Raw genomic sequence first — 14,864 nt, forward strand, 5'->3', positions numbered from 1 at the left:
ATCGAGCACTGCTCGTGACGGGACCACCCCACGGAATCGCGCCCCACCTACGCAACAGCAAGCCGCCCAAAGCAACAGGCGTGCCATCAACCCGCCCGCGGCGCTGGCCGGTCTTTGATCAGTTGGCGGGGTCCGGGGCAGAGCCCCGCGCACGAAACAGGAACCAAACGACAAAACCGGACCACCGCACCCCCAAGAACCCCACACACCAGACTTTCGGACGTGTCGAGCCACCCGGCCGCTACGTACCGTCCCCTCGGGATTTCGAGAGGGGACACACAGTGCGAAGAGTTCTGGCGGGTGCCGCGGCGCTCGCGCTCATCACCACCGGCCTGGTCACACCGGCCACGGCGACGCCGCCCGCGCAGCCCGACCCGCAGGTGCGGCAGCAGTCCGACGAGCAGCCGCACGAGCTGGAGGTCAAGCGCCGCGCGCTCAAGCAGCAGGCGCTGGCCGACGTGCTGACCGGCACCACCAAGACCGAGAAGCGCGGCACCAGCACCGTCGCCAAGGTCGGCAAGAAGCAGAACAAGGACCAGTACGTCGAGCTGAAGCGCGAGAAGACCGACAAGATCTTCGTGATCCTGGCGGAGTTCGGCAACGAGCGGCACCCCGACTACCCCGACCGCGACACCGCCCCGAACACGCCGGGGCCGCAGCGGTTCGACGGGCCGACGCACAACCAGATTCCCGAGCCGGACCGCTCGAAGGACAACACGACGATCTGGCGCCCCGACTTCAGCCGCCAGTACTTCCAGGACCTGTACTTCTCCCGCAAGAAGGACGCCAACTCCGTCGCGAACTTCTACGACAAGCAGTCCAGTGGTCGCTACACGGTCAACGGTCTCGTCACGGACTGGGTGAAGGTCAAGTACAACGAGGCGCGCTACGGCCGCAGCAACGGCTACCCGTGCAACGACAACATCTGCAACAACTCCCGTGAGCTGATCAAGGACGCCGTCACGCAGTGGGTCGCGGACCAGCAGGCCGCCGGCAAGACCACCGCGCAGATCAAGGCGACGCTCGCCGAGTACGACCAGTGGGACCGCTACGACTACGACGCCGACGGCGACTTCAACGAGCCCGACGGCTACATCGACCACTTCCAGATCGTGCACGCCGGTGGCGACCAGGCCGACGGGGACCCGTTGCAGGGCGAGGACGCGCTGTGGAGCCACCGCGGCTACGCGTTCAAGAACTACTCGACCGGTCCCGGCACCAACAAGCTCGGCGGCGCGCAGATCGGTGACACCGGTGTCTGGGTCGGCGACTACACCGTGCAGCCCGAGAACGGCGGCGTCAGCGTCTTCGCGCACGAGTTCGGCCACGACCTCGGCCTGCCGGACCACTACGACACCAACGGCGGCACGAACGGCGTCAACTGGTGGTCGATCATGGCGCAGAACCGGGTGAACGCGCCGGGCGAGGCTCCCGGTGAGCGCGCCAACGAGTTCTCCGCGTGGGACAAGCTGCAGCTCGGCTGGCTCGACTACGAGGTCGCGGTCGCCGGTCAGGAGAAGGTGTTCGAGCTCGGCCCGCACGAGTACAACTCGGCCAAGGCCCAGGGGCTCGTCGTCGTGCTGCCCGACATCTCCAAGTCGTTCGACTACGGCACGCCCTTCGCCGGCTCGAAGATGTGGTGGAGCGAGAAGGGCAACGACCTCGACAACTCCATGACCGCGCCGCTCGACCTGCGCGGCAAGACCACGGCGTCGCTCACCATGAAGGCCCGCTACGACATCGAGGTCGACTACGACTACCTCTACGTCGAGGCGGCCAACGAGGACGGCAGCTGGACGCAGCTCGACGGCGTCGCGAACGGGCAGCCGTTCCAGCGCGACTCCGCCGACGCGCCGGCGCTCAGCTCGTCCTCCGGCGGGCAGTGGGTCGACCTGAGCGTCAACCTCGACGCCTACGCGGGCAAGAACACCAAGCTCCGCATCGCGTACCGGACCGATGGCGCCTACGTGCTGGACGGCTTCTTCGCCGACCAGATCACCGTGACCGCCGACGGCGCGGCCGTGCTGACGGACGGCGCCGAGACCACCGGGCCGTGGGCCACGCGCGGGTTCCGCACGACCGCGGGCAAGGAGACCAAGACGTTCGACCAGTTCTACATCGCGTCGAACCGCACCTACGAGTCGTACGGCAAGTACAACCAGACCGGCCCGTACCGCTACAGCTTCCCGGACAAGCCCGACTTCGTGGAGCACTTCCCGTACCAGGACGGCCTGCTCGTCTCGTTGTGGAACACCAGCTACTTCGACAACAACACGAGCGAGCACCCCGGTGAGGGCCTGATCCTCCCGATCGACGCCAACCCGGCGCCGCTCTACAACCTGGAGGGTCAGCGCTGGTCGGTCACCGTCAGCGGCTACGACGCGCCGTTCGGGCTGCAGAAGTCGGACTCCTTCACGTTGCACGTCAACGGCAAGGCGTCCTACGTCCGCGGCGCGGCTGCCCAGCCGACGTTCGACGACACCAAGCAGTTCTGGTTCGCCGAGCAGCCGGGCGCGGGCGTCAAGCTGCCGGCCGTCGGCGTGGGCTTGAAGGTGCTGCGGCAGAACGGCACGTCGATGACGGTGAAGTTGTTCAAGACGAAGTAGTTTGAGGTGCATGACTTCCGCTGAAGACATGCTCGCCGTCGCCGTCGAAGAGGCGCGGTCGGGACTCGCCGAGGGCGGGATCCCGATCGGTGCCGCGCTCTTCGACGGCGACGGCGCTCTGCTGGGCCGGGGCCACAACCGGCGCGTGCAGGACGGCGACGCGTCCATGCACGCCGAGACCTCGGCCTTCCGCAACGCCGGGCGGCAGCGCAGCTACCGCGGCACGACCATGGTCACGACGCTGTCGCCGTGCTGGTACTGCAGCGGTCTGGTGCGCCAGTTCGGCATCTCGAACGTGCTGATCGGCGAGGCCACGACGTTCCACGGCGGCCACGACTGGCTGGCCGAGCACGGCGTCGGCATCACCGTCGTCGAGGACCCGGCGCTGGTCGAGCTGATGACGACGTTCATCGCCGAACGCCCCGAGCTCTGGTACGAGGACATCGGCCAGGACTGACGGGCTGGACTGACGGCCAGGACTGACGGGCTGGGTGGGGCCCTACCCGGTGTAGCGCTCCGCCGCCTGGTCCACCGACCCCAGGATCGTGAACACCGCGTCGAGCCCCGTCGCCTCGATCGGGCGCAACGCGGCACGGGCCGACGCCACCACGACGAAGTCCACCCCGACCCTGGACGCGCGCTGCTGCCCCAGGACCAGGGCCTCGAGGCCCGCCGAGCCGAGGAACCGCACACCGCCGAGGTCGACGACGACCGCGCGGTTCGCCTCCACCAGGTGGCTCTCCAGGGGACCGGTCAGCTCGCTGCTGCTCGTGGTGTCGAGCTCGCCGGACACGCGCAGCACGACGACGTCGGGCGCGAGCCGGTCGGCGACCACGGACGCCAGAGCGGAGGGGTCGTGCACGCTCTCTCCCTTCAAGAAGTCAACACCCCACGTTAATACGACCGTGCGAGACCGGCCAACGGCCCCTCAGCGACGTGCGACCGGTCCTCAGGGACGCGTGGACGTGCTGGGTGAGGCGGGCGTGCAGCTCGTGGCACACCGTGAAGCCGAGGCGGACGTCGTCCGGAGGGCAGTGCACGGGCAGCAGCTGGGCGAACGGATCTCCACCGATCGTGTCCACCGCGGTCAGGAACCCGACCAGGGCGCCGACCAGCCGGCGGTGGAAGCCGAACAACGACAGCGCGTTCGCGAGCGCCAGCGTCGGGCCGGGCATCTCGTCCACGCCGACGGCAGGGTCGAGGTCGCGCAGCGTCACCGTGAACAGCACCGAATGGGTGCGCTCGGAGGAACGGGCGCCGTACGCGCCGCCCTGGAAGTCCCGCAGCGCCGAGCGCATCTCCCGGCGCGGCTGCCAGAACGCGTGGTGGCGGCGCAGCTCGGCGGTGCCCTCGGGGGACAGGGCGGCCGGGGACGTCGTCTCGGCCAGCGTGCGCAGGCCGGCCTCCCAGCGGGCCTCCAGCGCCGCGTGGAACTGGGCCAGCGCCGGGTGGCCCTCCCATCCGGGCGCGACGTCGTCGAAGCCGCGCATCCGCAGCTCGTAGCAGACCCACAGCGACAGCAGCAGGTCGTCGTCGTCCCACTCGTCCCTGGTGCCGCCGCTGACGAGCAGGGCGGGGCGCGCCGGCGGGGGCACGCGCAGGGACGCGACCAGAGCGGAGCTCATGTGGCCGCGGGGAGCGGGCAGGCGCATCAGGTTTCCTCACGCGTTCGGGCGATCAGCTCGTCCACGAGGGACTCGGGGTCCGGGCAGCGTCGCTGGCGGGCGGCACCGCAGCCGTTGTGGCGCAACCAGTCGATCTGCCGCTCCACAGTAGACAGTGTGCCGCGCTCGCGCAGAGCGGCCTCGACGTGCCGCACGAGGGCCACCGCCCGGTCGAACGCGGGGGAGAGCTGTCCGGTGTCCGGATCGGCGGCCAGCCCGTCGACCCCGTCGCGCGACGCCCGCCAACATGCCGCTCGCAGCACGGAGTCGTCCGCCCGCTGTTCGGAGGGTCCGGTCGCGACGAGGGCGCGGACGAGCTCGGCGAGGACGGAGACTTCCGTTGCCAGCTGGGGGATGTCGGCGACGCGGACCTCGACGGTCGGGTGCTCGTCCGACGGGCGCACGTCCCAGTAGACCATCGCCCTGTCGATCAGCGCCTGCGAGTTGATCAGGGCGTCGACCGTGCCGTCGTAGTGCTCGGGGGAGTCCCAGTGCGGCGGCGGTCCGCTCACCGGCCAGCGCGACCACACCATCCAGCGCCAGCTCGCGTAGCCGGTGTCCTCGCCGCCCGCCCAGGCGGAGTTCGCGCTCAGCGCCAGCAACGTCGGCAGCCACGCCCGCACCTTGTTCGACGCGGCCAGCGCCTCGGCCTTCGAGGGGACGCCGACGTGCACGTGCAGCCCGCAGGAGCCCTGGCCGGCGACGAGCCGCCGGTGGGAGTGCTCGATCCGGTGATAGCGCGGGTCGTCCGATCCGGGCGGTGGTCCCGCCTCGCCGATCGGCGGCATGCCCGCGGCCACGAGCCGGCAGCCCGCCTCGCCGGCGGCGTCCACGAGCACCCGGCGGCCGCGGCGCACCTGCTCGTCCAGCTCCTCGAACGACGACGTGACACCCGTGGCGATCTCGATCTGGAACGGCGTCAGCTCGCCCTGGACGTCGAGGTCACCGGGCGCGTGCGCGAGGGAACGCACCTGCGGGGCGAGCGGCACGGGTCGTCGGGTGGCGGGGTCGACCAGCAGGAACTCCTGCTCCACCCCGACCGTGTAGTCGTTCATCGAATCGCGGGTACCCGGACCCCAACCTGATCAATCCCGGAGTGACCACATGAGACTGCGCCGCAGCGACCCGGCGGGACCGGGCTGGACCCGACGCCGCCAGGGCAAGGGCTTCCGCTACCTCTCCGCGGGGGGCCAGACCCTCACCGCGGAGGACATCACGCGGGTGAAAGCGCTGGTCATCCCACCCGCGTGGCGCGAGGTGTGGATCTCCCCGCACCCCAACGGCCACATCCAGGCCGTCGGGTACGACGACGCGGGCAGACGCCAGTACCTCTACCACGACAAGTGGCGCACCGACCGGGACGCGGAGAAGTTCGACCGCGTCCTGAAGCTCGCGCCGAAGCTCGGGAAGTTCCGCGAGCAGATCGTCGCGGACATGAGGACGCGCGGGCGCAAGCGGTTGCTCGCCATCGCGTTGCGGATGCTCGACCTCGGCGTCTTCCGCGTCGGCCACGAGCAGTACGCGGAGGACAACGGCACCCACGGCGTCGCGACCCTGCTGTGCGAGCACCTGAGCGTGCGCGGCGACAAGGTCCGGTTCCGCTTCCCCGCCAAGCACGGCGTCGAGGTCGACGAGGAGCTCACCGACCCGCAGCTCGCGCGGGCGGTGCGGTCGCTGCTCAAGGACCGCACGCCGGACTGCCGCGTCTTCGACATCACCGCCGACGACGTGAACGAGCGCTTCCGGGAGCTGGTCGGCGCCGAGTTCAGCGCGAAGGACCTGCGGACCTGGCACGCCACCGTCCGGGCCGCCGAGGCGTTCGCCCACGAGCTGGCGGACCGCGGCAAGCCGTCGAAGCGGGCGGTCAGCGCGGTGATGAAGGAGGTGGCCGGGCACCTCGGCAACACGCCCGCCGTGGCGCGGAAGTCCTACGTGGACCCGCGCCTGGTCGACGCCTTCGAGAAGGGCGAGGTCATCGGCGGCGGCGACCCGGAGCGGGCGGTGCTGAGGTTCCTCAGGCGGGCTTGACCACGGCGACGCGGTCGCACTGGCGGCACCAGGCGGCGCCCTGGGCCGCCGCCAGTGCGGCGAAGCCCGCGACCAGGTGCAGCGCGTTGCTGCCGGGGTTGACGTTGAGGAAGTTGACGACCTGCTCGTCGTAGCGGGCCATGCCGAACCCGAACGTCACGAGGGACGCCAGCGCTACCAGCAGCCCGGTGCCGCTCAGCGCCTTCAGCCGCGGGAACGCGAGCAGCAGCGCGGCGCCGAAGACGACGTGAAGGGTGTTCTGCAACGGGTTCACGCGCAGGCCGGCCACCCACGTGTCGGCCTGGCCGGCGAAGCCGGAGAACCCGGTGACGAGGAACCCCGCGATCCCCCAGACGACGAGCAGCGCGCCAGTGCCGATCGCGAGCTTCTGCGGCCACCGCAACCGGGTCATGGGGTCAGTATCGCCGGAACCGGACATCCCCGCTCTTCCATTTCACTCCTCCGCCAGCAGGTCGTGGCGGAGTTGCTCCAGTGACTTGGTGAGCAGCCGCGAGACGTGCATCTGCGAGATCCCCACGCGCCGCGCGATCTCCGTCTGGGTCAGCCGGCCGAAGAACCGCAGGACCACGATGGTCCGCTCGCGCCGGGGAAGGCCTCGCAGCATCGGCTGCAGGGCCTCGTGGATCTCGACCCCCTCCAGCGCGGGGTCGTCGACCGTCGAGCTCTCGAGGGTGTCGAGCGGCGCGAAGGACACGTTGGACTCCACGCGCAGGCCCTCGTAGACGTCGGTCAGCGACACCCCGAGGTGCCGGGCGATCTCGGAGGGAGTGGGAGACCGCCCGGTCCGGTGCGACAGCTCGGCGGTGGCTCCGTCGATCGCGTCGCACAGCTCCTTCAACCTGCGGGGCACCCGCACCGCCCAGCACTGGTCCCGGAAGTGACGCCGCACCTCGCCGGTGATCGTGGGCACGGCGTAGGACAGGAAGTCCGTCTGCCTGCCCACGTCGAACCGGTCGATGGCGTTGATCAGGCCGACCGCCGCCACCTGCGCGAGATCTTCCATGGGCTCGCCGCGTTCGCTGAAGCGGCGGGCGATGTGCCGGGCGAGCGGGAGGTACTCGCGCACCAGCCGGTCACGCATCGCGTAGTACCGCGGCGTGTCACGGCCGGTGCGGGCGAGGTCCTCGAACGCCGCGTGCTGGTCTGGCGTCAACGCGCACCGGCGATCAGACCTGGGGCGGTGGCGTCACGTCGCCACGCCACGCGCCGGTCTCGGTGCCGCGGTTCTCGATGAACTCCTTGAACCGCTTGAGGTCTCCCTCGATCCGGTGGCCGACCACGCCCAGCGCGGCACCCGCCTTCTCGGTGAGGGTCTCGGGGTCGTACTCCATCTGCAGGTGGACCCGGGTCGTGTCGTTGTCCAGGCGGTGGAAGGTGACCACACCGCCCTGCGGCGGGCCCTCGACCGTGGTCCACGCGACACGCTCGTCCGGGTGCTGCTCGGTGATCTCGGCGTCGAACTCGCGGACGACCCCGCCGATCTTCGTGGTCCAGTGGGTCCTGGTGGGCGTGAGCTGGTCGATCTTCTCGACGCCGTCCATGAACGCCGGGAAGGATTCGAACTGGGTCCACTGGTTGTACGCCGTGCTCACGGGCACCTGGACGTCCACCGTCTTCTCAATGGTGGTCACGAAACCTCCTCCTTGGTTTTCGGTGTCGGAAACGGAGTACCCGCGTCACGCGCTGTTACACCTGCGACATCTGTCCACTGAGGACAGTCACGCTGAGTGGTGGACCACTCGCCATCCGCGCATCACGAAATCGCCCACGGTGGGCAAATCGCTCTGTGATCCACGTCTCATCACCGGCATACTGCTCGGTATGCAACCGGCTCGAGGAGGCGCTGGTGCTCGAGGCGAACAACCTTGAGGTGGTCTACGACGACGTCATGCTGGTGCTGCGGGGCGTGAGCCTGCGGGTGCCGAAAGGCCAGGTCGTAGCCCTGCTCGGAGCGAACGGGGCGGGGAAGACCACCCTGCTGAGGGCCTTCGGCGGGCTCCTCGGCGTGCACGACGGCAAGGTCACCAGGGGGTCCGTCACCCTCGACGGTGAACCGATCCACCGCCTCTCACCGGCGAAGATCGCCGACAGGGGCGTCAAGCAGGCGCTCGAGGGGCGCCGGATCCTGTCCGAGCTCACCGTCGAGGAGAACCTGAAGGTCGGCGGCCACGCCCGCCCGAAGACCCTCCGGTCCAACCTCGACCGCTGTTACGAGCTCTTCCCGCGGCTGCTGGAACGCCGAAGACAGAGCGCCGGCTACCTGTCCGGCGGCGAGCAGCAGATGCTCTCGATCGGCAGGGCGCTCATGTCCGAACCCTCCTACCTGCTGCTGGACGAACCCAGCCTCGGCCTCGCGCCGTTGCTCGTGCAGCAGATCCGCGACCTCGTCGTGAAGATCAACGAACAGGGCACCACGGTCCTGCTGGTCGAGCAGAACGCCGGCATGGCGCTGTCCATCGCCGACCACGGCTACGTCCTCGAGACCGGCAAGGTCGTCATGGACAAACCCGCGGCGGCACTCCTCGCCGACGACGACATCCGCGAGTTCTACCTCGGCCTCGGCACCTCTTCGTTCCGTGCGGTCAAGCACTACAAGCGCAGGAAGCGGTGGCTGTCGTGAGCGCGGTCCTGGAAGTCACCGACGTCCGGCTCGCCTTCGACGGCGTGGTGGCCGTCGACGGGGTGTCGTTCAGCGTCGAGGCGGGCGAGCTCTTCGCCGTCATCGGCCCGAACGGCGCGGGCAAGACGTCGATCTTCAACGTCCTCAGCGGCGTCTACCGGCCGCAGCAGGGGACCGTGCGGTTCGCCGGCGAGGACCTGATCGGCATGCGCCCGCACCGGATCGCCGCGCTCGGCATGGCCCGCACGTTCCAGAACATCGAGCTGTTCTCCCAGCTCACCGTCCTCGACAACCTGATGCTGGGCCGCCACAACCACATGCGGCACGGCGCGCTGTCGGCGTTCCTCTGGCTCGGCAGGGCCCGGCGCGAGGAGCTGGCGAACCGGGCGGCGGTCGAGGACGTCATCGACTTCCTCGAACTGGAGCAGTGGCGCCGGTTCCCCGTCGGCCTGCTGCCCTACGGCGTGCAGAAGCGCGTCGAGCTGGGCAGGGCGCTCGCGATGGAACCGAAGCTGCTCCTGCTCGACGAGCCGGTGGCGGGCATGAACGCCGAGGAGACCGAGGACATGGCCCGGTACGTCCTCGACGTCCGCGAGGAGCTGGCCATCCCGATGATCATGGTCGAGCACGACATGGGCCTGGTCATGGACCTCGCGGACCGCGTGATGGTCGTGGACTTCGGCCGCCCGATCCGCACCGGCACGCCGGCCGAGGTCCAGCGGGACCCGGACGTCATCCGCGCCTACCTCGGCGAACAGCATCGGAGCGTCGCCTCATGACCGTGGAGACGATCACGACCGTGGTCACCAGGGTGAAGGACAGAGCCGTCGCCACACCTGGCGGGATCGCGTTGCGCGCCAAGGACTTCGGCATCTGGCAGGAGGTCAGCTGGGCGGCCTACTGGTCGAACGTCGAACTCGTCGGCAACGCCCTGCTCGCGCTGGGACTCGAACCGGGCGACCGGGTGGCGGTCCACTCCGAGAACCGGCGCGAGTGGCTCTACGCCGACCTGGGGATCGTCGCGGCGCGCGGCGTCACGGTCGGGCTGTACCCGACGAACCCGCCGTCCGAGGTCGCGTACCTGCTGTCCCACTCGGGCGCGCGGGTCCTCGTCGCCGAGGACCAGGAACAGGTCGACAAGGCGCTCGCCGTGCTGGAGGACGTGCCCGGCCTGGAGTGGATCGTCTACGTCGAACCCCGTGGCATCAAAGGACGCTACGGCAACCCGAAGCTCATGTCCTGGGACGACTTCCTGGCGCTGGGCGCGCGGCACCGCGACACGTGCGGCGGCGAGCTGGCCGCCCGGATGGCGGGGACGACGCCGGACGACGTCATGACGTTGATCTACACCTCGGGCACCACCGGGCCGCCGAAGGGCGCGATGCTCACCGTGGCGAACGTCGAGTTCGCCGTCCACGTGCTGGTGGACGGCGGTGGTTTCACTTCGCCACCACCGTCGTCCGCCGACGTCACGCTGTCCTACCTGCCGTTGTGCCACGTCGCCGAGCGGATCTTCACGACGTGGTTCAGCGCGGCCAGCGGCGTGCAGGTCCACTTCGCCGAGTCGATCGAGACCGTGCAGGCGAACCTGCGCGAGGTTCAGCCCACGATCCTCTTCGGCGTCCCGCGGATCTGGGAGAAGGTGCTGGCGGGCGTCATGATCAGCGTGTCCAGCGCCGGGTGGATCAAGCGTGCGGTGACGCGGTTCTGGTTGCGGCAGGCGGAAAGCGTCGGCGAGACGCTCGTGCGCACCGGCGGTGTGCACACCGGGCGGAGCAGGCTCGTCTACGCGCTGGGCTGGCTGTTCTGCTTTCGCGCGCTGAAGACGCGGATCGGCATGCGGCACGTGCGGTACGCCGCGTCCGGTGCCGCCCCGATCGCGCCGGACGTGCTGAGGTTCTTCATGGGCATCGGGGTGCCGATGCACGAGGTCTACGGCATGACCGAGAACACCGCCGTGGCAACGGGAAACCGGCCGGGACGGGTCAAGCTCGGCACGGTCGGCGAACCGCAGCCCGGCACCGAGCTGCGGATCGACTCCGAGACCGGCGAGATCCTGACGAGGCACGGCGGCACGTTCTCCGGCTACTGGCGCGATCCCGACGCCACGGCGCGGGTGCTGACCGACGGGTGGCTGCACACCGGCGACGTCGGCGAGTGGGTCGACGGCACGCACGTGAAGATCACCGACCGGATGAAGGACATCATCATCACCGCGGGCGGCAAGAACATCGCGCCGTCGGAGCTCGAGAACGCGCTGAAGACCTCCCCGTACGTCAAGGAAGCCGTGGTGATCGGCGACCAGCGGGCGTACCTGGTGGCGTTGATCGGCATCGAGTACGAGACGGTCGGGCACTGGGCGCGGCAGCGCAAGATCACCTACACCACCTACCGCGACCTGTCGGAGAAGGCGGAGGTGCTGGAGCTGGTGCAGACCCTCGTGACCGAGGTGAACGAGAAGTTCGCCCAGGTCGAGCAGATCAAGAAGTTCCGGATGTTCCCGAAGGAGCTGGACCACGAGGACGGCGAGCTCACCGCGACCCAGAAGGTGAAGAGGTCCGCGCTGGGCAAGATGTTCGGCGAGCTCGTGGACTCCATGTACGGGGGTGGGTCCCGTGGATGAGCTCCTGCAGTCGCTGGTCCGCGGTCTCGGCACCGGGTCGATCTACGCGCTGCTCGCGCTCGGCTTCGTGATCATCTACAAGTCGACGCAGGTGATCAGCTTCGCGCAGCCGGCGTTCATGCTGGCGGGCGCGGTGCTGGTCTCGTACCTGGCACCCGCCGTGTCGTTCTTCGGCGCGGTGCTGGTCGCCGCCGTGGTGATCGCGGTGCTGGCGCTGGGCGTCGAACGCACGGTGCTGCGGCCCATGGTCGGCAAGCCGGTGTTCGTCGTCGCGATCATCACCATCGGCGTGGACGTCGTGGTCCGGGTGGTGACCAACGCGTTCATCGGCCTCGACGTGCGGCAGGTCGGCGACCCGTGGGGCCTCGACACCGTCGGGTTCCTGGGCGTCGAGGTGCAGCAGCGGTACCTGGTGATGATCGCGACCACCGCCGTCGTGACGGTCGCGCTGTTCGCGTTCTTCCGGTACTCGCGGATGGGGCTCGCGATGCGCGCGGTCGCCCACGACCAGGAAGTCGCGCTGGCCCAGGGGATCTCGGTCGGCTCGGTGTTCGCGCTGTCGTGGGCGCTGGCCGGCGGGCTCGCGGCGTTGGCGGGCGTGTTCGTGGCGACCGGCGCCGGGGTCGACCAGCAGCTGTGGATCGTGGCGCTGAAGGCGTTGCCCGCGATCATCCTCGGCGGGCTGGAGTCGTTGGGCGGCGCGGTGGTGGGCGGGCTCGCGGTCGGGGTCGTCGAGTCGCTCTTCGGCACCTACCAGGGCGACTTCGCGCCGTGGCTCGGGCCGAACTTCGGGCTGGTCGCGCCGTACGCGCTGATGCTGCTCGTCCTGCTGGTCAGACCGTACGGGTTGTTCGGCAAGCGGGAGGTGGAACGGCTGTGAAGGGTCGTCCGGAGCTGTACACCTCCTACGCGCAGGACATGGCGTTCCTGAACACGCGGCCGAAACGCGCGTGGACGGGCGGTCTCGTCGTCTTCGCGCTGCTGGTCCCGTTCCTCATCACCGACGACCTGCTGCAGCTGCTCGCGACCGGGTTCGTGGCGGCGATCGGCGCGATCGGGCTCAACATCGTCACGGGGTACGCGGGCCAGGTCTCGCTGGGCCACGCGTTCTTCCTCGCGATCGGTGCCTACACGGGTGCGGCGCTGTCCGGGCCGGAGACCGGGCGGGTGATCGGTTTCGGCATCACGTCGCTGCCGATCTGGCTGCTGGCCTCGGGTCTGGTGGCCGCGTTCTTCGGCGTGCTGGTGGCACCGGTGGCGGTGCGGTTGCGCGGTCTCTACCTCGCGATCGTGACACTGGGGCTGGTCTTCCTGGGAGAGCACGTGTTCCGGGAGTGGACGTCGCTCACCGGCGGTCCCGGCGTCGGCCGTCCCGCCGCGGTCCCCGAGCTCTTCGGTGTGCGGCTCGACCGGGACAACGCCCTGTTCACCGCGGCACAACAGCTCTACCTGGTCATGTTCGTGCTGCTGGTGATCTTCGGCGTGCTGGCGCGCAACCTCGTGCGGTCGCGCGTCGGCCGGGCGTTCGCGGCGGTGCGGGACCGCGACCTGGCGGCGTCGGTGATCGGCGTGGACCTCACCCGGTACAAGGTGCTGGCGTTCGCGGTGTCGTCGTTCTACGCGGGGGTCGCGGGCGCGTTGTTGTTCGTGGTGAACGGGTTCTTCGACCCCGGTTCGTTCAACCTGCTGTTGTCAGTGCAGTACATCGCGATGGTGCTCATCGGTGGCGCGGGCACCATCTCGGGAGCGGTCATGGGCGCTCTCTTCATCACTCTGCTGCCACGCATCACTCGGGAGCTGCCCGCGGTGCTGCCGTTCATCAGCGGTGACGCGACCGGCGCGATCACGGTCTTCCAGGTGGAGGCCGTGCTCTACGGCGTGCTCATCATCGTGTTCCTCATCGTCGAGCCACGCGGTCTGTTCGGCATCTGGGTCCGCGTCCGCAACTACTGGCGCACCTGGCCGTTCTCGTACTGAGGAGAGAGACTTCATGTCTGGTAAGAGATTCGCGGCATTAGCGGTCGCAGTGCTGGCTCTCGCCTCGTGCCGAGGCGGGGACGGCGCCGCGCCGCAGGAGGGCGCCGGCGGCATCAAGGTCGACTTCGGCGTGACGAAGGAACCGTGCCCGCAGGCGGTCGACAAGGCCAAGGGCTGCATCTACCTCGGCACCATCTCCGACCTCACCGAGGGCCCGTTCAAGACCCTCGCCGTGCCGATCACCGACTCGCAGAAGGCGTTCTGGAAGCGCGTGAACGACCGCGGCGGCATCGGCGGCTACGAGATCGACGTGACGAAGTACGTCAAGGACAACAAGTACAACCCGCAGATCCACAACCAGGTCTACCAGGAGATCAAGGGCAACGTTCTGGCGCTCACGCAGACCCTGGGCTCGCCCACCACCGTCGCGATCCTGCCGGACCTCGAGAACACGCAGATGGTGTCGGTGCCCGCGTCGTGGACCTCGTTGTGGGGCTTCGAGGAGGTCGTGCTGGAGTCCGGCGCGAACTACTGCATCGAGTCGATGAACACGGTCGACTACGCCGTCGACAAGATGGGCGTGAAGTCCGTGATGGCCGTGCACCTCGCCGGTGACTACGGCGACGACGCGGCCGCGGGCGCCAAGATCGCGGCCGAGAAGCGCGGGCTGACGTTCGAGAGCGTGACGACGCAGACCGGCCAGGACAACCAGGCCGGCGCCATCGACGCCGTGGTGGGCAAGAAGCCCGACCTGGTCGTGCTGACCACCGGCCCGACCGACGCGGCCGTGATCGTCGGCCAGGCGGCGGCCCGCGGGTTCAAGGGCAAGTTCATCGGCACCTCGCCGACCTGGAACCCGGGCCTGCTGAAGTCGCCGGCCGCGCCCGCGCTCAAGGCGCTGTACCTGCAGTCGGCTCCCTGGAAGGCGTGGAACACCGAGTCCGTGGGCCACACCGCGATGCGCGCCGCGCTCACCGGCGTGACGCCGAACGACGGCTACACCGCCGGGTGGGTGTGGGCCTATCCGTTGAAGGCGGCACTGGAGAAGGCCGCCGCCAACAAGGACATGACGCGCGCCGGCGTGCTGAACGCGGTGCGTCAGCTCACCTCGGTGGACTACGAGGGCATGCTTCCTTCGGGTGCAGGTAATTTCTCCGCTTCGCCCCAGGATGGCGCGTTCCGCCAGACGCTGCTCTACAAGCCCGACGACGCCGCTCCGACCGGGGTTTCGCTGGTGGAGGAGTTCTTCACGGGTCCGACAGCGAAGGATTTCAAGTTCGAGAAGCCCTGCTACCAGTGAGTCCGAACGGGTGACGCTCGACGCT

General features: G+C 69.3%; 15 protein-coding genes. 9 read left to right on the forward strand and 6 right to left on the reverse strand.

Annotated elements, in window-relative coordinates; translation table 11 throughout:
- The first annotated feature begins 281 nt into the window (after positions 1-281).
- Together ACFWV3_RS22505 and ACFWV3_RS22510 are read left to right on the forward strand one after the other, a co-directional pair.
- Positions 282-2,606 carry an immune inhibitor A domain-containing protein gene (locus tag ACFWV3_RS22505; protein WP_382413378.1) on the forward strand — a complete coding sequence of 775 codons (2,325 nt, stop codon included), beginning with the start codon at positions 282-284 and terminating at the stop codon, positions 2,604-2,606.
- Positions 2,607-2,616: 10 nt separating this feature from the next.
- A complete protein-coding gene (locus ACFWV3_RS22510) occupies positions 2,617-3,063 on the forward strand; it encodes a nucleoside deaminase (RefSeq protein WP_382413379.1) in 447 nt (148 codons plus the stop codon).
- A gap of 42 nt (positions 3,064-3,105) precedes the next feature.
- Here the strand turns inward: ACFWV3_RS22510 and ACFWV3_RS22515 are convergent, their stop codons facing one another.
- From ACFWV3_RS22515 to ACFWV3_RS22525, 3 genes are read right to left on the reverse strand one after another with little or no spacing between them, the layout of a single operon-like run.
- A complete protein-coding gene (locus tag ACFWV3_RS22515; protein ID WP_382413380.1) occupies positions 3,106-3,468 on the reverse strand; it encodes an STAS domain-containing protein in 363 nt (120 codons plus the stop codon).
- A 19-nt stretch (positions 3,469-3,487) separates the two neighbouring features.
- Positions 3,488-4,258, reverse strand: coding sequence for an iron-containing redox enzyme family protein (locus tag ACFWV3_RS22520; RefSeq protein ID WP_382413381.1), 771 nt, complete (start codon positions 4,256-4,258; stop codon positions 3,488-3,490).
- Positions 4,258-5,325, reverse strand: coding sequence for a glutamate--cysteine ligase (locus tag ACFWV3_RS22525; protein ID WP_382413382.1), 1,068 nt, complete (start codon positions 5,323-5,325; stop codon positions 4,258-4,260). The genes ACFWV3_RS22520 and ACFWV3_RS22525 overlap by 1 nt, the downstream gene beginning before the upstream one ends.
- 49 nt (positions 5,326-5,374) lie before the next feature.
- Here ACFWV3_RS22525 and ACFWV3_RS22530 point away from each other — a divergent pair, with 49 nt between their 5' ends.
- Entirely contained in the window at positions 5,375-6,298 is a 924-nt protein-coding gene (locus ACFWV3_RS22530) for a DNA topoisomerase IB (RefSeq protein ID WP_382413383.1), read from the forward strand.
- Here ACFWV3_RS22530 and ACFWV3_RS22535 read toward each other — a convergent pair.
- Genes ACFWV3_RS22535 through ACFWV3_RS22545 form a run of 3 tightly spaced genes read right to left on the reverse strand, consistent with a single transcriptional unit; the run spans position 6,285 to position 7,950 of the window.
- Positions 6,285-6,710: a DUF4383 domain-containing protein gene (locus tag ACFWV3_RS22535; RefSeq protein ID WP_382413384.1), complete on the reverse strand. Its 426-nt coding sequence runs from the start codon at positions 6,708-6,710 to the stop codon at positions 6,285-6,287. The two genes, ACFWV3_RS22530 and ACFWV3_RS22535, sit on opposite strands and share 14 nt — an antisense overlap.
- A 42-nt stretch (positions 6,711-6,752) precedes the next feature.
- On the reverse strand, positions 6,753-7,472 hold the full coding sequence (locus ACFWV3_RS22540; RefSeq protein WP_382413385.1) for a SigB/SigF/SigG family RNA polymerase sigma factor: 720 nt from the start codon (positions 7,470-7,472) through the stop codon (positions 6,753-6,755).
- 13 nt (positions 7,473-7,485) lie between these two features.
- A complete protein-coding gene (locus tag ACFWV3_RS22545) occupies positions 7,486-7,950 on the reverse strand; it encodes an SRPBCC family protein (RefSeq protein ID WP_382413386.1) in 465 nt (154 codons plus the stop codon).
- Between the two features lie 215 nt (positions 7,951-8,165).
- Here ACFWV3_RS22545 and ACFWV3_RS22550 point away from each other — a divergent pair, with 215 nt between their 5' ends.
- Genes ACFWV3_RS22550 through ACFWV3_RS22575 form a run of 6 tightly spaced genes read left to right on the forward strand, consistent with a single transcriptional unit; the run spans position 8,166 to position 14,839 of the window.
- Positions 8,166-8,939, forward strand: coding sequence for an ABC transporter ATP-binding protein (locus ACFWV3_RS22550; RefSeq protein ID WP_382413387.1), 774 nt, complete (start codon positions 8,166-8,168; stop codon positions 8,937-8,939).
- Complete coding sequence (locus ACFWV3_RS22555) at positions 8,936-9,718, forward strand: ABC transporter ATP-binding protein (protein WP_382413388.1); 783 nt, start codon at positions 8,936-8,938, stop codon at positions 9,716-9,718. Before ACFWV3_RS22550 ends, ACFWV3_RS22555 begins: the two co-directional genes overlap by 4 nt.
- Positions 9,715-11,562: an AMP-dependent synthetase/ligase gene (locus tag ACFWV3_RS22560; RefSeq protein ID WP_382413389.1), complete on the forward strand. Its 1,848-nt coding sequence runs from the start codon at positions 9,715-9,717 to the stop codon at positions 11,560-11,562. The genes ACFWV3_RS22555 and ACFWV3_RS22560 overlap by 4 nt, the downstream gene beginning before the upstream one ends.
- Entirely contained in the window at positions 11,555-12,442 is an 888-nt protein-coding gene (locus tag ACFWV3_RS22565; RefSeq protein ID WP_382413390.1) for a branched-chain amino acid ABC transporter permease, read from the forward strand. Before ACFWV3_RS22560 ends, ACFWV3_RS22565 begins: the two co-directional genes overlap by 8 nt.
- The gene (locus ACFWV3_RS22570; protein ID WP_382413391.1) at positions 12,439-13,539 is read left to right on the forward strand and encodes a branched-chain amino acid ABC transporter permease; all 1,101 of its coding nucleotides are present in this window, start codon (positions 12,439-12,441) and stop codon (positions 13,537-13,539) included. Before ACFWV3_RS22565 ends, ACFWV3_RS22570 begins: the two co-directional genes overlap by 4 nt.
- A gap of 13 nt (positions 13,540-13,552) precedes the next feature.
- A complete protein-coding gene (locus ACFWV3_RS22575; protein WP_382413392.1) occupies positions 13,553-14,839 on the forward strand; it encodes an ABC transporter substrate-binding protein in 1,287 nt (428 codons plus the stop codon).
- The last annotated feature ends 25 nt before the right edge of the window (positions 14,840-14,864 follow it).

It is taken from the genome of Lentzea sp. NPDC059081, from assembly GCF_042738015.1.
In the GTDB taxonomy this organism is placed as follows: Bacteria; Actinomycetota; Actinomycetes; order Mycobacteriales; family Pseudonocardiaceae; genus Lentzea.